This is a genomic window from Aquabacterium sp. (genome assembly GCF_030652515.1).
Classification (GTDB): Bacteria; Pseudomonadota; Gammaproteobacteria; order Burkholderiales; family Burkholderiaceae_C; genus Aquabacterium.
Genome location: NZ_JAUSAR010000172.1, coordinates 1 through 17,646, shown reverse-complemented (window position 1 = coordinate 17,646; position 17,646 = coordinate 1). Strand labels below are relative to the sequence as shown.

The following is a 17,646-nucleotide window of genomic DNA, read 5'->3' as shown; positions in this document are numbered from 1 at the left end:
GCCAGGCCACACCACGGCCATTTCTCGCCGAATTCCCCCTTTGTTGTTTCCCACAACCCGGAGAATTCGATGCACAGGCTCATGGCGCCATTGGCAACGCTCGCAGCGTTGACCACGGCCACGCTCTTTCCTTCCACGTCCTTTTCGCAAGTCGCGCAGGCATCGCCCGCCCAGGTGCCGCTCAGCGCTGCCTCCGCGCCGGCCCCCACAGTTCAGCCGCTGACGCTGGCTGAAGCCATCAGGCTCGCACTGCAGTTCAGCCCCCAGATCGTGGCCAACCAGCAAGAGTTGGCGGCCAGCGACGGCACGGTCATTCAGGCTGGCGCCCGACCCAACCCAGAGATTCAGGCCTTGATCGAGGACACCCGGCGGGAAAGCCGGACCACCACGGTCCAATTCAGTCAGCCCATCGAGCTGGGCGGTAAACGGTCAGCCCGGGTCTCGGTCGCCGAGCTTGGGCGGGCTCAAACCGCCGTGGACGTCGAAGGACGCCGTGCGCAAATCCGGGCCGACGTGTCCGATGCCTTCTTCGGTGCGGTCATTGCCCAGGAGCGCGTCCAATTGGCGCAGGCCTCTGCCGAACTGTCGGGCCGCGCCGCGGACGCGGCATCCAAGCGCGTCCAGGCCGGCAAGATCTCCCCCGTCGATGAGACTCGTGCCAAGGTGGCGCATGCTGGCGTGCGCGTAGAGCTGCGCCAGGCTCAAGGCGAGTTGCGATCCGCCCGCCAACGCCTGTCGGCCCTGCTCGGCCCCGCCGCGCCCCGGGCTCAGGTGCTGGCTTGGCAATCCAATGCACTACCCGCCTTGCTCAGCCCAGACACGTCGCTGACGGATGTACCCGCGCTTCGCCAAGCCAGGCTGGAGGTTGATCGACGACAAGCCATGGTCGAGCTCGAACGCGCACGCCGCATTCCCGATATGACCCTGACCCTGGGGGCCAAGCGTGATCAACAAGTCGGACGCAACCAGACGGTCATCGGCCTGTCCATTCCGATTCCGGTGCTGGACACCAACCGAGGCAATCTCCTTCAGGCCCTGCGACTGCACGACAAGGCCGAGGCCGACCTGCAAGCCACCCGGATCCGGGTCGAGACCGAATGGACCCAACTGAGCGAGCGCCAGCGCTCCGCGCAAGCCGAGGTCCAGGCCATGAAAGAAGAGGTGTTGCCCGGCGCAGAAAGCGCCTGGCAGGCCGCCACCACAGGCTTCGAGTTGGGCAAGTTCAGTTTCCTGGACGCGCTGGATGCCCAACGCACCTTGTTCCAGGCCCGCGCCCAATACCTGCGCGCATTGAACGAGCTGTACCGCACCACCGCCGACATCGACCGCCTGTTGGGCACCAACACCGACGAGCCATCGACGGCCAAGCCATGAGAAAGCATTGCATGAACCACACCAAACCACAACGCCAGGCTGGGCGCATCAGCCGCCCCCAACTCATCGCCATCATTGCCATCGTCCTGATCGGACTGGGGGCCAGCGCTTGGTTGCTCAAAAGTGCACCCAGCGCACCAGCGGGCGAAGCCGCCGAGGAAGGCCATGGTCACGGGCATGACGAAGCCAAAGGCCACGATGATGGCGAGCACCACGATGAGAAAAAAGCCGATGCCGGTCACGATGAGGCGAAGGGGCACGACGACAAGGAACACCACGAAAAACCGGGCGCGCATGCAGAACACGACACGCTGGAGGGCGAAGGGGGCGAGGGCAAAGGTGCATCCAGCCCTGCCGGGGCCGACAAGCATGTCGAGGGTGAAGAAGAGCCGGTCCAGTTGAACGCTCAGCAGATCGCAGCCGGCGGCATCAAGGTCGAGGCGGTCGGCCCTGCCAGCATCCGCACCACGATGCAGTTGTCCGGAGAGATCAAGTTCAACGAGGACCGCACGGCCCACGTCGTGCCTCGTGTGGCAGGCGTGGTCGAAGCCGTCTCGGCCAGCCTGGGGCAACAGGTCAAGAAAGGCCAGGTGCTGGCCACCATTTCCAGCGTGCTGTTGTCCGAGCAGCGCAGCGAGTTGCAGGCGGCACAAAAGCGTCTGACGCTGGCGCAAACCACCCATGCCCGTGAGAAGAAACTCTTTGAGGACAAGATTTCCGCGCAGATGGACTACCAGCAGGCTGTGCAAGCGCTGCGGGAAGCCGAGATCGCCGTGAACAACGCCAGCCAGAAGCTCAAGGCCTTGGGCGCCGCGCCCACGGCCAACGACTTGAACCGCTACGAACTGCGGGCCCCGTTTGACGGCATCGTCGTGGAAAAGCACATCGCGCTGGGCGAATCCGTCAAGGACGACGCCAATGTGTTCACCCTGTCCGACCTGTCCACCGTGTGGGCCAACATCAATGTGCCAGCCAAGGACCTCAAGTTCGTTCGGGTCGGCGAGAAGGTCACCGTGAGCTCAACCTCATTCGACGATGTAGCCACCGGCACGGTGACCTATGTCGGCGCCCTGATCGGGGAGCAGACGCGTGCAGCCAGTGCCCGGGTCGTACTGACCAATCCCGGCCTGGCCTGGCGCCCGGGTCTGTTCGTCAACGTAGCGGTGACATCAGGCGAAACCGAGGCGGCCGTGACCGTGGCGGCTGGCGCAGTGCAGGCAATGGAAGGCCGTCAGGTCGTCTTCGTCGAAGTGCCTGGCGGCTTTGAGGCCAAAACCGTGGAAGTGGGACGCAGTGATGGCGTGCGCACCGAGATTGTCAAAGGCCTGAGTGCCGGGGCGCGCTATGCCTCGACGAACAGCTTCGTCATCAAGGCCGAAATCGGCAAGGCTTCGGCCGAGCACTCGCATTGAGCCCAAGGACCCCCCATCATGTTTGAACGCATCATCCGATTTGCCATCGAGCAGCGCTGGCTTGTGCTGCTGGCCGTCTTCGGCATGGCCGCATTGGGCATTTTCAGCTACCAGAAGCTACCCATCGACGCCGTGCCCGACATCACCAACGTCCAGGTCCAGATCAACACGCAGACCCCCGGCTACTCGCCGCTGGAAACAGAGCAACGCGTCACCTACCCGCTGGAGACCGTGATGGCCGGCTTGCCGGGCCTTGAGCAAACCCGCTCCCTGTCGCGCTACGGCTTGTCGCAGATCACCGTGATCTTCAAGGATGGCACCGACCTGTACTTCGCGCGCCAGATGGTGAACGAGCGAATCCAGGAGGCCAAGGAGCGGCTGCCCCAGGGCGTTACCCCGGCCATGGGCCCGATCTCGACCGGCCTGGGTGAGATCTACATGTGGACCGTCGAAGCCAAGGACGGTGCCAAGAAGGCCGATGGCAGCGTCTACACTCCGACTGATCTGCGAGAGATCCAGGACTGGATCATCAAACCGCAATTGCGCAATGTGCCGGGCGTGACGGAGATCAACTCCATCGGCGGCTATGCCAAGGAATACCAGGTCGCCCCACGCCCTGAGAAACTCATGGCGCACGGGCTGACCCTGGTCGATGTGGTCAATGCGCTGGAACGCAACAACGGTAACGTGGGGGCGGGCTACATCGAGCGCGAGGGCGAACAGTACCTGATCCGGGCTCCCGGGCAGGTTCGGGACATGAAGGATGTGGGCGGCATCATCGTCAAGCACGCCGACGACGTGCCCATCCTCATCCGTGACATCGCCGACGTGAGCATCGGCAAGGAACTGCGCACCGGCGCGGCCACCGACAACGGCCGCGAGGTGGTGCTGGGCACCGTGTTCATGCTGATCGGCGAGAACAGCCGCAAGGTCTCTCAAGCAGTCGACAAGCAGATGGCCGAGATCAACAAGACACTGCCCGCTGGGGTTCACGCGGTGACCGTGTACGACCGCACCATCCTGGTCGACAAGGCGATTGCCACGGTCAAGAAGAATCTGCTGGAAGGCGCCGTGCTCGTCATCGCCATCCTCTTCATGTTCCTGGGCAACATGCGCGCCGCCTTGATCACCGCCATGGTGATCCCCCTGTCGATGCTGTTCACCTTCAGTGGCATGGTCAGCCAGAAGGTCAGCGCCAACCTGATGAGCCTGGGCGCGCTGGACTTCGGAATCATCGTGGATGGCGCGGTCGTGATCGTGGAGAACTGCGTGCGGCGCCTGGCGCATGCGCAAGCCCACCACGGTCGGCCGCTCACCTTGCAGGAGCGATTCCACGAGGTCTTCGCTGCATCGCAGGAAGCGCGGCGCCCGTTGCTGTTCGGGCAACTGATCATCATGATCGTCTACCTGCCCATCTTTGCGCTGGCCGGTGTGGAAGGCAAGATGTTCCACCCCATGGCCTTCACCGTGGTGACGGCGCTGCTGGGTGCGATGATCCTGTCCATCACCTTCATCCCCGCCGCGGTGGCCTTGTTCATCGGCAAGAAAGTGGCCGAGACGGAGAACGTGGTGATCCGCAGCGCCAAGCGCGTGTATGAGCCCTTGCTGAACACCGTCATGGGTGCCAAACCCGTGGTGCTGACCGCAGCGGCGATGATCGTCGTGTTGTCCGGCGTGGTTGCCTCGCGCATGGGCAGTGAGTTCGTGCCCAGCCTGAACGAAGGCGACTTCGCGATTCAGGCGCTGCGCATACCCGGCACCAGCCTCACCCAATCGGTGGCCATGCAGGCCCAACTGGAGGCCCACCTGAAGGCCAAGTTCCCGGAAATCGAGCGCATCTTTGCGCGCACCGGCACGGCGGAGATCGCCGCCGACCCCATGCCGCCCAACATCTCGGATGGCTACGTGATGCTCAAGCCGCTGGACAAGTGGCCCGAGCCCCGCAAGACGCGCGACGAACTGCTGGCCGCCGTGCAGGCGGAAGTGGCCAAGCTGCCGGGCCAGAACTACGAGTTCTCCCAGCCCATCCAGTTGCGCTTCAACGAGTTGATCTCAGGCGTGCGAAGCGATGTCGCGGTCAAGCTCTTCGGGGACGACATGGACGTGCTCAACAGCACGGCCAATCAGATCGCCAAGGTGCTGCAGGCCATTCCGGGCGCGGCCGAGGTCAAGGTCGAGCAGACCACCGGCTTGCCGATGCTGACCATCAACATAGACCGAGACAAGGCCACACGATATGGCCTGAACGTCGGCGACATCCAGGACACCTTGTCCACGGCCATCGGCGGCCAGGAGGCCGGGACCATGTTCGAAGGTGACCGCCGTTTTGACATCGTGGTCCGACTGCCCGAGACCGTGCGCACAGACCTGCAAGCGATTCGCCGTCTGCCCATCGCCCTCAAGGGTGCCGAGGGCGATGCCACTCGCTTCATCCCCTTGTCAGAAGTGGCCGCCATCGACTTGGCCCCTGGTCCCAACCAGGTCAGTCGGGAGAATGGCAAACGCCGCATCGTGATCAGCGCCAATGTGCGAGGGCGCGACCTGGGCACCTTCGTCGCCGAAGCCGAAAAATCTTTGCAGACCGTGAAGATTCCGACGGGCTACTGGACCGTCTGGGGCGGACAGTTCGAGAACCTGCAATCGGCCACTCAGCGCCTGCAGATCGTGGTGCCGGTCTCGCTGCTGCTGGTCTTCGTGCTGTTGTTTGCCATGTTCGGCAACATCAAGGATGGCTTGCTGGTCTTCACGGGCATCCCCTTCGCGCTCACGGGCGGCATCCTCGCCTTGTGGCTGAGGGACATCCCGCTGTCGATCTCTGCGGCGGTCGGTTTCATCGCCCTGTCCGGAGTCGCCGTACTCAACGGGTTGGTGATGATTTCCTTCATCCGCAACCTTCGTGACAATGGGCTGGGTCTGGACAAAGCCATCCATGAGGGCGCCCTGACACGTTTGCGGCCTGTCTTGATGACGGCACTGGTGGCCTCGCTGGGCTTCGTGCCCATGGCCTTGGCCACCGGCACGGGTGCGGAGGTGCAGCGGCCACTGGCGACTGTGGTGATCGGCGGCATCCTGTCATCGACCGTGCTGACCTTGCTGGTGCTGCCGGTGCTCTACCGCCTGATGCACCGCAAGGATGAAGATGAACCGCCCGAAGAGGACCCCATCGGCTTGATGCCACCCGCGAGCCCCGCTCCTGACGGAGGCATCGCATGAGCGCTGGCCATGACCACGCCCTGCCCTCCAGCACCAACGAGCGCAATCTGCGTTGGGCGCTGGGGCTCACCTTCACCTTTCTGATGGCCGAGGTGGTAGGTGGCGTGATCACGGGCAGCCTGGCGCTGATCTCGGACGCGGCGCACATGTTCACCGATGCGGCAGCGCTGGCCATCGCGCTGGCCGCCATCCGCATCGCCAGGCGCCCCGCCAATGCCCGGCTCACGTTTGGCTATCACCGCTTCGAGATCCTGGCGGCGGCCTTCAATGCCCTGATGCTCTTTGCCGTCGCGCTGTACATCCTCTACGAGGCTTGGCAGCGCTTTGGCACGCCGCAGGATGTTCAGTCGGGCCCCATGCTGGTGATCGCCACACTTGGGTTGGTCATCAACTTGGTGAGCATGAGGCTGCTGAACGCCGGCAAGGATGCCAGCCTCAATGTCAAAGGCGCGTACCTTGAGGTGTGGAGCGATCTGCTGGGATCCTTGGGGGTGATCGTTGGCGCACTGGTCATCCGGTTCACGGGCTGGACCTGGATCGATTCGGTGATCGCCGTGGCGATCGGCCTGTGGGTGCTGCCACGCACATGGGTGCTGTTGCGCTCGACCGTCAACATCTTGCTGGAAGGCATACCAGAGGGCATGAACCTGAGCGAGATCGATCTGGCGCTGAGAGCGGTCCCGGGTGTCGTGGACGTGCACGATCTGCACGTCTGGTCCTTGACCAGCAACCGACCCAGCCTGAGCGCTCACATTGTTCACGACCCGTCAATGTCCGAGCCAGCCAGCCTCCTGTCCGCATTGCACCGCGTGCTGGCCGAACGAGACATCCACCACTCGACACTGCAGTGCGAGACCCAGGCTTGCGATCAGGCCAGCCCATTCTGCGACCTGGGAGACAAGCACGCCAGCGCTCATCGTGCTGAGGCTGGCATGGATCCGAACGCCAGGCCACCGCCTTGAACCGGAAGGAACGAGCATGACCGTGAGAGAACATGTGATGCCCTACGTGCTGGTCCTGGGCGGAGCGGCACTGTGCGTCGTGATTCCTTATGGGCTCTACCTGGAGTGGCGGGACAGAGCAAAGCGACGCATCCGTCGGCAGGATCGCCAGCAAAAGCGCCGGGCGCTGCGAAGCAAGGGAGGCCGCTGACGCGGCGCTGCCCACCTGTGCTCACCTCAGATGGAGATCTAAGCATGAAAGGCCATCAATGCCGCCTCGCCCCTACCGCACTGGCCCTCGTTTTTCTTGGCGGCGCCTTCACGAGCATGGCCGACGAGCGGATTCTGTCAATCCTGCCCAATGGGCAGGTGGTCTACGGGGACGAACCAGAACCTCAGGCCAAGCGTTCAAGCGTCATTTCGGTCGAGCGACACCCACCCAACCCACAGGAGGCCGAGGCAGCCCAACGTGCGCTCGCCATGACGCGAGCGCAATTGTTGCGCGACGCAGCGGCCCGGGCCGTTCGGCTCAAGCAGCTGGACAACCAGATTGGCGATGTCTATGACGAGTTCCAGAACCTTCGCTCGAAACAGCGAGCTGGGCGTGAAGTGGGAGAAGGCGACCGGCAAGGTCGGCGCTTTTCTCATCAGTACGCTCAACGTCAGCGCGCCCTGCTGCTCGCCGCCGCACAAGCGCAACAACGTCTCGACAACTTGGTCACCGAGCGCACTGCGCTGGGATATTGAGCGCGTGATAAGGCCACCGTCTTCAAGCGGGCAACCTCCAACAACAGGAACACGACATGCTTGCGAATGGCTTGCAGAGCCTGGCGCAACGCCTGCTCCGTGGCCTGGATGCCCAGCTTCCGAGCGCTCAGTTGAAACCTCAGTGCCTTGATGCCGGGGATGGCATCCACAGCGCGGCGGATTTCCGCCTCCTCTGAGGAACAGTCCATGGAGGAGATGTGGAACATGGCCCACCCAGCGTCCAGGGGTTTGGGCGAGATCACCGCCGCAGTGGATGCCCCCGTGCATCCGCAACTGTGATTTGCGCAGGCTGAGGAGCTGGTGGTTTCGGGCGATGTAGTACGTGGCGTGACCATGACCATGACCATGACCATGACCGCATTTGAAACCCTGTAGTAGATACAGAGTCAAGCGATAAAATGACCATATCTGCATGCCAACAGGAACCCGCCATGAAAATAGGTGACTTGTCAGCCCAGTCTGGCACCCCTGTGGAAACGATTCGCTTCTACGAGCGCGAGGGCCTGCTTCCAAAGCCTTCGCGCACCACCAGCAACTACCGGATCTATGAAGGGCCCCACGTCGAGCGTCTGGCCTTTATTCGCCACTGTCGATCACTGGACATGGCCCTCGATGAAATTCGGGCTCTGCTGGCGCTCCAGGCAGCCCCCAACGAAAGTTGTGAGGCCGTGAACAACGTGCTGGATGAGCACATCGAACACGTGGCCCAACGGATTCGAGAGTTGACCGCCTTGAAAAAACAATTGGTGTCACTGAGGGGGCAATGTGCTCAGGCAAAAGATGTGGCGCATTGCGGTATCTTGAGTGGGCTTGGCCAAGGGGAGAATCTTGAGCAGCCGACAGCTCGACAACATGTCTCAGCAAGCCACGGCAAACGCCGTTGATCGACACCTGCCAATCACCTGACCAATGTTTATCTCAGCCTTGGAAGGACTCAAGACGGTGGTCATCGGAGCCCATATGCCCGAGGTTCGCTCAATGACTCCTGGACGTCATTGCCTCTGGCAACGCAGGCATCTCTTCGGCACTCCACCAGAGCCAGGATGAAACACCGGACGTCCGCAAGACGCGTTCTTTTTCCGCCCGATCCTTCGGGGGCATGAATGCGCTGATGACATGCAAAGGCACCGGCAGACAACCAGCATCCAGCAACAAAGCATTGGGAAATGCAGCGGCGCTCCTGGCGTCGTAACGCAGTGGTTTGACAAAGCGTCGGCCCTGAGAGACGAGCGCATGCACCAGCGGCAACTCATGCACACCCTCCACCGGGATCCAGTGCTCGCTGGTCAACATCAAACTGGCCGCATCAATTTCGTAGGTGTGCTCACGGCGAGCTCGGATCAGCGCCGCCAGCATCAAACGCACCTTGTGTCCGCTGTCGGCGTCACGGGCTTCAAACAATGGAGCGAAGACCCGCTCAATGCGCTCCCAGGTCTTGGTGCCCACCAGCAGGGGTGCATCGGGCATGTGCTTGATCCAGACACGCCGCCCCAGGGCCGTTACCTCGCTGACCTTGAATTCGCCGATGACCACCGCCAGAGGGCTTTGCCCTTCATGCGGATGCAAGACCGCCAGCTTGTTGCGGCGGCGCTGAGCTACCTCGAATTTGCTGGCTTCGCTGAAGGGCTCGGGCACGTACAAACGCTCGCTCAGCCCAACACCCTTGACCATCACGTCCTCGGCCGCATTCATCAGGTATTTGTGCAGGACACCTTGATTGCGCTTGCCCTCCATGGCCGGGCTCCATCGGTTGAAGCCCGCCCGCTCGAAAAGGAAGTGCATCAGGGCATGCAGGCTCATGCGTCGCCTGGGTGCCTCCACCTCGGTCACCTCATGTGGTTCACCTCGCACCAAACTTCGCCCCACCGTGCGCACCCACGGAAAGTCCACACGCAGTTGAATCTGCCCAGGCACCGTCTCCACAACAGCCTCGCCCACCAACTCGCCCAGACCTGATTGTTGCCACTCTGGCTCGAAGGATGGGCACGATGGGTGATGCCGACACCCGGTTTCCGGCATGCGCTTGACAACGAACTGACGGTGCCGCGCCACGTACATCTCCACACCACCAGGAACACACAGACATCGGGGACGTTCGGGGGTCTCGTACACGTGAGCCAGCAGATCCTGCATGTCTGGCGCGCTGGCATCCACCACCCGCCCTTTGATGGAAAAGCGCTGACTGTCGCCTTCAGCGCCTTGACGGGTGGGCATGGTGTTCACACCAGTTCATCGAGCAGTTGCTCGATGGTCGGCTTGTGGCGAGCCAGCAGTTCGCGCACCGCACTGCGTTCGCTGATGCCCAGGATCAGGCCGACATCGTCCTCATCAGCGCCACGCTCATAGAGGCGTGCCACGACGGTGCGACGCACAGACAGCGCCGTCACGCCTTTCATCTCGGCATAGCGAAACAGCTTGCGATAGGTCTCCAGGATCGGTCGACACAAGAACCGTCGCTGACCAGGCGCACCATAGGGTGTGATCTTGAACCCCTCTCCTGCTGTAGACAGGAACAAGCGGCTATCTGGATCAAGCCCTCTGTAAGCACCATCCCGTCCCAAGCCCAGCCCGAGCCTCAGGCGCTCTTCCAAGTAGTTTGAAAGCGATTCGTCCAGCCTCGTGCTGGCGAAGTGCAATGGGCGGGCCTTTCCAGTGATGGCCACCTCGGCACGCATTTGAGAGTGGCGCCGAACGCTGCCATCGGAGCTCAGGTAGTCCCTCACTTCGAGGCGGGCGATTTCCAGGGGACGTGCGCCCGTGGCAAACAGGAGATAGAACAGCGACAGGTCATGCCAGGCCCGATTGCTGCGCCCCTTGATGCGCTTGCCTGCCTGGATGATCTCATCCATGGAGACGATGCGGCTTGAACGATGTTCGACCGTCTTTCTCGGATCGAAATCCTCCAAGGCCGTCAGGATGGCATCGCGGTGCAGGCGCAAGCGTCTGACGAATGCAGCGCCATCTTCATTCAAGCCATCGATGTCGGCCACTTGGCTCAACTGCACCGCTATGGCTTTGATGCGCCGCTCAACCGCCGTGCGTGACACGCCAAACCGCGCGGCCACGGCCTCATAGGTGTCGCCATCGATGACCTCCTTGAGCATCCTGATCGAATGGGCAACGGTGCCCCCGTCTGGTTCCAGTTCTGGTGCGCATGACATGACCCTCTCCCTGCTTTGTTTACTTGTCCTCACGCTGCCAAAGCGCCTTCATGCTCAACCCTGATCGCAATTTTCACCAGTCGAAATCGCCGGTGAAGGCGGGGGGTTTCGGCATCAGGCAGATCTGCTTTGGCGTGGACAAAAGCCACGTGAAAACACCCAGAAGCAAGCAAGTTCCGTGGCACCGCCCCGCATGGGCTGAGGCACACTTCCCATGCATTGGCCTGTGCCAAGGCCCCTGCGCGCTCAATGTCGGGGCAAGGCATGCCAAGCAGGGTGCATGGCAAGGGGGTGGGCTCTGAAAGCGTGAACATTGGCTTCAGCAAGGGGCGTCAGGCACGGCTACTCTGTTCAGCGATCCATTGCCTGATGTCCTCCACCCGCCAGACGGTCACGCGCACCGACAGCTTGACGGGTTCAGGAAAGGTGCGCGTCTGCACGCGCCGCCACAGTGTGGACTTGGAGATGGGAACAAATTGCAGAACCTGTGCCTGTCGGAGAAAGCCAACTTGCGGCAATGATGGCGCCGCAACAGCATGGACAGGTGCCGCGGGCACGACAACGGCACCCCGGTTGGGTTTGGGCATGATCTGGCCTCTTCACGGCGAATGCCGATGGAAGACATGACCTGCTCTGTAGCGGCGGCGCTAGGTCAGGGTTTGCGCATGCCGATAGGGACGCACGACTCCGGCATCACATCGGCGGCGTCCCGGTCGCACGGTGTGGTTGTGAGCAACTCCAAGTACATAGTGCCTCGTCAACGGGATGGCTCAGCGCAACGTGGACAGGCACAGGCAGGCAGGTATCGACTGCGACGGTGGCGCAACATGCGTCCCGATATCACCTTAGCGGACGACATGGGACGCCTCAAGCAAGAACGGCTTTTGCTCCTCGAAATCGTCCGTGAAGTCGGCCCCTTGCGCGTGGCGCTTGCCAGCATCAACCAGGTCGCGTTGAGTAGCTACTTGACGACAACAGCAGCATCCACAGGCTCCATGGTGTCCGTGGCTGACGAAACACTTGCATCATCGCCGGTCGCTTCCAACTCCTGAGCAAGCACACCAGATGCTTGAACATTTGCTGCTGGGGCTGGCACAGACTCGGGACCGCCCTCACCCCGTTCACCCATGGCATTCATGCGGCGCCTCAGGCCAGTGGCCAGATTGCGAGCCCCGTTGGCCACGTCGCGCACCTGACGCTTGAGGCTGGCGCGCTGGATGTCCACCGCCTGCGCAGTGATCACCTCATGGATCTCCAGCGTCTGGAGCAGTGGCATCAACTGGTCAAGCTTACCCAGGACCTCCAGGAAGCGACGCCCAAACGAAGACAGCACACTGACGTCCACCGACAGGGCCACGGTGTCATACGTCGCCACACTGGTGATGCCATGGGCCTTGAACAAGGCTTCTGCGCCATCGATGGCACTGTTCAAGCTCTCGTTGACCGCGTCAAGCTTCGCCCGAACGCTGGCCTCCACCTTGACGATGTCATCGTGATCCAGACGGGTGCGTGCGATCACCGAGATGAAGTGCATGTTGAGTTGCAAGGTGTTGAACAGGCGAACAAAGAAGCGCTTGCCCTCCGCGCTGGTGAAGCGCGTGGGCATCTTCACACTGGCCGCTTCGATGCGCCTGAAATCTGCCTTGCTTTCTTTGGCCAGGATGCGGTCATTGACCCCGCCTTGGTCCATCTTGACGATCTGGTGAATATCAGACATGTCGCGCTCCCGTGACTGGCGTGCTCGCCACCATCTTGCGAACCGCGTCCATGCATCACCACCGGGAATCATCGGCATTTGAAGGCCCTTTCGGCATCAGCCCCCGTTTTGGCATGGAACCATCTTGACCATCCTCATGGCAAGGCACTACCTTGCAGACTTGCAGCAGCTGGCCCTGCATTCAAACAAGGCAAGCCCTGGAGTTCACATCAAACCCTTGACGGTCACCACCGTCCCGATGCCATCGAAGCGACTTTCGTGGTGAGTGCACGACTGCACTGACGCCGCATGCGCGCCCTCACCCAGAAAGCCTTCTTCGATCGGTAGCTGGCACACCGATCCGAACGGGCTCACTGCCCGATCAAGCCAGCCCTGGAGTCTCTTTATCGCCATCGGCAGGGCGTCAAAACACCTTGCCGACTGTTCATCACCCTGTGGGGCATTGCCCCACCCGTGGTGCGCCGTGCCTCCCAATTTCACATGGAGGCCACGATGCTGCACACGAGCACATCCCTGGTTCACCCCCCAGCTGCCTTGAATGGCTTCATGGGGGCGACGCAGTCCGTTTTTCCGGATCAATCGCCACACCCACTGTCGCTGGACGATCCGCCCGACCGCATCGACTGGAGCGAGGAAGACATCGTCTTCCTGCACTGGCGCTTGCTGCAAGAGATCAACCAGTTGTCTGACCCGGCCACGCCGCTGGAAGACAAGTTCGACACCCTGCGCTGGGTGTTCACCGAGCGGGACAAGGACCAACAGCCCTTCTCGTTCGTGAACTGCCTGCGTGTCGTGGGATGCAGCCCGCTGTCGCCCATCGCGTACTGCGGCCTCGTGGATGCGCAAGACATCCGCGACCACATCCGCAACAAGCTCAAAGCCTGGCTGTCGGAATCGCTTGAGCGCTATCCCCAATGGGTTCGCGATGCCATCGCCAGCAACCCCCAGTGGGTTGAGGCCCGCCTAGCCAGGAATCCGCAATGGATCAATGAACAGCTCAAGCAGATGTCCGAGCAGGGTGACCTGTTCACCTGATCCCAACAGCCCCAAACAACGCCAAGGCCAGATCGTTCCGATCGGCCCTGGCCGTCACCTCACATCACCTCATACATGGAGTGCCCTATGCACAAACAAGCATACGCCCATGGCCACCGCATCCCCATGCTGATGGTCGTTGAACCCCAGGACATCGAGTTCCTGGTCAAGGAAAGCGAAGTATTGACCGGCCAGGCCGGCCGCATCTTTGTCATCGCCGGTGCCGACTGGCTGACCTACCGCGTGCTGTGGAGCCAGGCAGGTTTCAAGGTCGAACGCCTGGACGACATAGGCCAGGTCTTGCACACCCAGCACCAACTGCCCTGGGCGTTCATCGAGCACAGCGTGATCGAAGCACTGCAGGCGGGCCAGTTGTTCACCCCATCGGTTCGCCATCGCGGCTGACCGCTGCTCTATCCCCTGCAGAGCATGTCATCAACACGGAGTTCATCATGAACAACCCCGAGTACGAAGCTCGCATTGAAGACGTCAAACGCCGAGCCCATGGTCGCTGGACTGAAATCCTTAGCAGCCTGGGCGTTGGCGAGCAGATTCTCAAAAAGCGCAACCAGCCCTGCCCGCTCTGTGGTGGCACGGACCGGTTTCAGTACACCGACAAGTTCGGTGAAGGCAACTACCACTGTCGCGCCTGTGGCGCGGGAGGTGGCTTCAAGCTGCTGCAGGCTGTCACAGGCCTGGATTTCAACACCGCGCTCAAGGAAGTCGAACGCGTGGTGGGCACCTCGCGCCCTGCCCCGCATGTGGCGTCACCGGAGCCTTCGGCCGAGCGTATGAAGGCTCTGGCCAAGCGACTCTGGGAAGAAGCCAAGCCCGTGACACCCGGTGATGAGGTGGACCGCTACCTATCCGGTCGGCGGCTCGCCTTGGCCCACTACCCCAAGGTGCTGCGCCTGCATCCAGCGCTGGGCTATTACGAGAAGGATCCCACCTCGGGCAAGTCGCGCAAAGTGGCCGAATACGCCGCCATGCTGGCTTGCATCCAGGGCGCCGATGGTCACGCGGTCACGCTGCACCGCACGTATCTGAAGGATGGCCGCAAGGCCAATGTGAGCGAGGCCAAAAAGGTTCTCTCCTCGGGCATCAATGGTGCTTCCGTGCGCTTGTTCGAACCCGAGCACGAACTGGCCATTGCCGAGGGCATCGAGACCGCCATGGCGGTGCACCTGGCCACCGGCAAACCCGTGTGGGCAGGACTCAACGCCGGGAACCTGGAAAAGCTGTGGCTGCCCGACTCGGTGCAGAGCATCTGCATCTATGCCGATAACGATGCCCAAGCGGACTTTGACGGCCAGATGTTTGCCTTTGCCCTGGCTCGGCGGCTGAAGAAGCAGGAGCACCAGAGCGGCCCCCGGCAAGTTCGGGTGCTCTTGCCCAAGATCCCGGGCACCGACTGGGCCGATGTGTGGCTGGCCAAGGCGGAACACGCCTCCCGAACCACGTAAGTCATGTATCCCCACTGGTAGCTGTCAGACCAGGCCAAACCACATGGCAAGGCAAAGACAGCCCTGGCGTTTTGAATGAGTGATTTGTAAGTTGGGCGAAGCCCTGGCCTGTGGTCAGTTTGCGCCCTGTGTGGATGGGTCAACACCCATCCGTCATCAACCCTGGCGGGGATGTGCATCCCCGCATGTGGGTCATGCCGTCTCCGCCATTTCTTTCCCGAACAGGAGCTTGATATGAGAAGCGGACGTTCCCTGGTGAGCCTGGCCCATGAACTTGAGCGCCAGTTGCAATCAAAGAAGGACCTGGTGCTCCCCTCGTCGCTGTTGAGGCACGACACCGATGACACAGGCGAGACCCGCCTCGTCATTGGCGAAGGCGGGGTCTCCACGCCCTATGGCGTTTTGCCGCTGGCGCGCCGCCAGTTGGCGGATAAACTGAAGATTCCCTATGCGTACTTCGAGCGCATGCGATCCGAGCAACCGGTGCTGCTGGACCGCAACGTGAACACCTGGCTGCAAAGCGACGATGACCGCCGCATGATTCGCACGCTGGATGGCAACGTCCGGGCCGTGCTGTCAGACCGCTATCGTCGCCTTGACAACTACGATCTGGCCGAAAGTGTGCTGCCCATCCTGCAGCAGTTGCCTGATGTGCGCTTCGAGTCTGTGGAACTCACCGACACGAGGATGTACATCAAGTGCATCACACCGCAATTGAAGGTCGAAATGGCGCCTGGCGACATCGTCCAGGCTGGCGTGGTCATCTCCAATTCGGAGGTGGGACAAGGCACGCTGTCGGTGCAGCCCTTGCTGTATCGACTGGTGTGCCGCAATGGCCTGATTGCTTCAGACCGCTCCTTGCGCAAAACCCACGTCGGGCGGGCACTCGGATCCGACGAAAGCATCATGGTCTTCAAGGACGACACCTTGCAGGCCGACGACAAGGCCTTCTTCCTGAAGGTTCGCGACGTGGTGCAGGCAGCCGTGTCTGAAGCAACGTTCATGCAGGCCGCACAGAAGATGCAAAAGACCTTGCAGATTCACCTCGTCGGCAACCCCGTCAAGACGGTGGAAGTGCTGGCTCAGCGCTACACATTGAATGACGCCGAACGCGCCGGGGTGCTGCGACACCTGATCGCCGAAGGTGATCTGTCGGGGTATGGCCTGGTGAATGCCGTCACGCACTTCTCCCAGGAAGTTGAGGACTACGACCGTGCGACCGAGTTCGAAGCCCTGGGCGGGAAGTTGATCGAACTGCCCGTCAAGGAATGGAAGGAGTTGGCGCAAGCCATCTGATCTCGGATCACAGTGATTCACCACCAGGGCCATGGCTCTGGTGGCTTTTTTATGTCGAAGCCAAGTTCATAGCATCGCGCCCATTGACAGTGACAAATGCGGCAGGCAATGCGGGCTTTTGTCGATGGCAAACACACCATCCCCCCGCTCTCGGGCATTGATTCCACTCGATGGTCATGAATATGCTGAGCCGACTCATTGCTCCACACACACAACACCAAAGCAGTCACACCTCGCCGCAAAACCTGGCCCATCTCGACTCACATCTGGGCACACCGACAGGAGAAGACCATGAGCAGCATCCAGTTCACCGATGTGCAGTTGACCAATTTGTACCTGTTGCAAGCCATCAGGCTGGGCATCGCGCAAGATCGGGTATCGACATGCGGCAAGTTCGGGCTGGACGCCGCCCAAGCAGATTTCCTTGGTGCCATGAGCCAGGAACAGTTGTGGGCATTCGTCGATCAAATCGGCCAAAGCACCCTCTTCCCTCCACGCCAGGATTTGCTTGCCTTGCTCAAGGCGCCCGCGCCGCTTCAGGCATCACTGGCCGCCGTTCATGCGCCAAGGCCACGGCAACTCGCGCCCATGGTGCCCGCAAGCATGTCGTGACTGGAGGGGACCATGATGTCAACACGTGCTGACCGCCAGTTGTGCGCCATACGCCTGGCGCAAGACTGTGCACAACTGGGTGCCCGGGTGCGCACCATCCATCACCTCACAGGGCTCAACCCACGGGACGTGCAGAGGCTGTTCTTCAATGACCCTCAAACCATCCCACGCGGACGTCCGCCCAACTCCCTGGAGTGGTATCACGGCGCCAACCTCATCGCGAGGGCTGAATCGTCAATCTTCATGTCGATCTACCGCCGCCTGCGCAACACTGGCTTCGGCGCAGCAGAGACGCTGGTCAGCGCCTACCGCGGATACCAAGCCGTCTGTCAGTGTCCGCACCGAATCAGTTTTGACCGGGCGTTTGATCTGGCATCGCACACCGATGGCATCTGGCTGGCCTGCACCCCGATGTTCGAGGTCCTCGCTTGCCCGACCTGCGGCAGCGATGTGCTTATGGCCATCGGCACCGTGGTCCACTTGGGCGACAACTGTCCGTTCTGCAAACTGGTACAGCGCTACAGTTGCGACCCTCGGCTCCAGGCCTCATTTCCCAAGCACGGGATGGCGACCGCACCTGCCACTGCCTCCTGAACCGATGGCCTTGAAATCAGCCTACTTTCAGTTGATCCAGGGTCTTGCCAGCGGCCAAAG

General features: G+C 61.6%; 18 protein-coding genes. 14 read left to right on the top strand and 4 right to left on the bottom strand.

Annotated elements, in window-relative coordinates; all coding sequences use genetic code 11:
- Nucleotides 1–81 precede the first annotated feature (81 nt).
- The 8 genes from Q7V20_RS19715 (at nucleotide 82) to cadR (ending at nucleotide 8,592) form a co-directional block, all read left to right on the top strand.
- The gene (locus tag Q7V20_RS19715) at nucleotides 82–1,374 is read left to right on the top strand and encodes a TolC family protein (protein ID WP_304795159.1); all 1,293 of its coding nucleotides are present in this window, start codon (nucleotides 82–84) and stop codon (nucleotides 1,372–1,374) included.
- An 11-nt stretch (nucleotides 1,375–1,385) separates the two neighbouring features.
- Nucleotides 1,386–2,786: an efflux RND transporter periplasmic adaptor subunit gene (locus Q7V20_RS19710; RefSeq protein ID WP_290732213.1), complete on the top strand. Its 1,401-nt coding sequence runs from the start codon at nucleotides 1,386–1,388 to the stop codon at nucleotides 2,784–2,786.
- Between the two features lie 18 nt (nucleotides 2,787–2,804).
- Complete coding sequence (locus Q7V20_RS19705) at nucleotides 2,805–5,999, top strand: CusA/CzcA family heavy metal efflux RND transporter (RefSeq protein WP_290732210.1); 3,195 nt, start codon at nucleotides 2,805–2,807, stop codon at nucleotides 5,997–5,999.
- Complete coding sequence (locus Q7V20_RS19700) at nucleotides 5,996–6,961, top strand: cation diffusion facilitator family transporter (protein ID WP_290732208.1); 966 nt, start codon at nucleotides 5,996–5,998, stop codon at nucleotides 6,959–6,961. Before Q7V20_RS19705 ends, Q7V20_RS19700 begins: the two co-directional genes overlap by 4 nt.
- A gap of 16 nt (nucleotides 6,962–6,977) precedes the next feature.
- Nucleotides 6,978–7,151, top strand: a complete 174-nt coding sequence (locus Q7V20_RS19695) for a hypothetical protein (protein WP_230181367.1) — start codon at nucleotides 6,978–6,980, stop codon at nucleotides 7,149–7,151.
- Nucleotides 7,152–7,195: 44 nt separating this feature from the next.
- The gene (locus tag Q7V20_RS19690) at nucleotides 7,196–7,687 is read left to right on the top strand and encodes a DUF4124 domain-containing protein (RefSeq protein WP_304795152.1); all 492 of its coding nucleotides are present in this window, start codon (nucleotides 7,196–7,198) and stop codon (nucleotides 7,685–7,687) included.
- A 56-nt stretch (nucleotides 7,688–7,743) separates the two neighbouring features.
- Nucleotides 7,744–7,884: a hypothetical protein gene (locus Q7V20_RS24390; protein ID WP_370652509.1), complete on the top strand. Its 141-nt coding sequence runs from the start codon at nucleotides 7,744–7,746 to the stop codon at nucleotides 7,882–7,884.
- 255 nt (nucleotides 7,885–8,139) lie between these two features.
- A complete protein-coding gene (cadR, locus tag Q7V20_RS19680; RefSeq protein ID WP_304795150.1) occupies nucleotides 8,140–8,592 on the top strand; it encodes a Cd(II)/Pb(II)-responsive transcriptional regulator in 453 nt (150 codons plus the stop codon).
- Nucleotides 8,593–8,683: 91 nt separating this feature from the next.
- Here cadR and Q7V20_RS19675 read toward each other — a convergent pair whose 3' ends face one another.
- From Q7V20_RS19675 to Q7V20_RS19660, 4 genes are all read right to left on the bottom strand, one after another.
- Nucleotides 8,684–9,922, bottom strand: coding sequence for a DUF1173 family protein (locus Q7V20_RS19675; protein ID WP_304795149.1), 1,239 nt, complete (start codon nucleotides 9,920–9,922; stop codon nucleotides 8,684–8,686).
- Nucleotides 9,923–9,927: 5 nt separating this feature from the next.
- Nucleotides 9,928–10,869: a site-specific integrase gene (locus Q7V20_RS19670; RefSeq protein WP_304795147.1), complete on the bottom strand. Its 942-nt coding sequence runs from the start codon at nucleotides 10,867–10,869 to the stop codon at nucleotides 9,928–9,930.
- A 332-nt stretch (nucleotides 10,870–11,201) separates the two neighbouring features.
- Nucleotides 11,202–11,456, bottom strand: a complete 255-nt coding sequence (locus Q7V20_RS19665) for an AlpA family transcriptional regulator (RefSeq protein WP_109036436.1) — start codon at nucleotides 11,454–11,456, stop codon at nucleotides 11,202–11,204.
- A 374-nt stretch (nucleotides 11,457–11,830) separates the two neighbouring features.
- Nucleotides 11,831–12,586, bottom strand: coding sequence for a DUF1845 domain-containing protein (locus tag Q7V20_RS19660; protein ID WP_304795142.1), 756 nt, complete (start codon nucleotides 12,584–12,586; stop codon nucleotides 11,831–11,833).
- Nucleotides 12,587–13,078: 492 nt separating this feature from the next.
- Between Q7V20_RS19660 and Q7V20_RS19655 the strand changes: the two genes are divergently transcribed.
- From Q7V20_RS19655 to Q7V20_RS19630, 6 genes are all read left to right on the top strand, one after another.
- Entirely contained in the window at nucleotides 13,079–13,621 is a 543-nt protein-coding gene (locus tag Q7V20_RS19655) for a hypothetical protein (RefSeq protein ID WP_304795140.1), read from the top strand.
- An 87-nt stretch (nucleotides 13,622–13,708) separates the two neighbouring features.
- Entirely contained in the window at nucleotides 13,709–14,026 is a 318-nt protein-coding gene (locus Q7V20_RS19650) for a hypothetical protein (protein WP_304795138.1), read from the top strand.
- A 47-nt stretch (nucleotides 14,027–14,073) separates the two neighbouring features.
- Complete coding sequence (locus Q7V20_RS19645; protein WP_304795137.1) at nucleotides 14,074–15,084, top strand: toprim domain-containing protein; 1,011 nt, start codon at nucleotides 14,074–14,076, stop codon at nucleotides 15,082–15,084.
- Nucleotides 15,085–15,318: 234 nt separating this feature from the next.
- Nucleotides 15,319–16,380, top strand: a complete 1,062-nt coding sequence (locus Q7V20_RS19640; protein WP_304795135.1) for a DUF932 domain-containing protein — start codon at nucleotides 15,319–15,321, stop codon at nucleotides 16,378–16,380.
- 291 nt (nucleotides 16,381–16,671) lie between these two features.
- Entirely contained in the window at nucleotides 16,672–16,992 is a 321-nt protein-coding gene (locus tag Q7V20_RS19635; RefSeq protein WP_304795133.1) for a hypothetical protein, read from the top strand.
- A gap of 12 nt (nucleotides 16,993–17,004) precedes the next feature.
- A complete protein-coding gene (locus tag Q7V20_RS19630; protein ID WP_304795131.1) occupies nucleotides 17,005–17,586 on the top strand; it encodes a FlhC family transcriptional regulator in 582 nt (193 codons plus the stop codon).
- The last annotated feature ends 60 nt before the right edge of the window (nucleotides 17,587–17,646 follow it).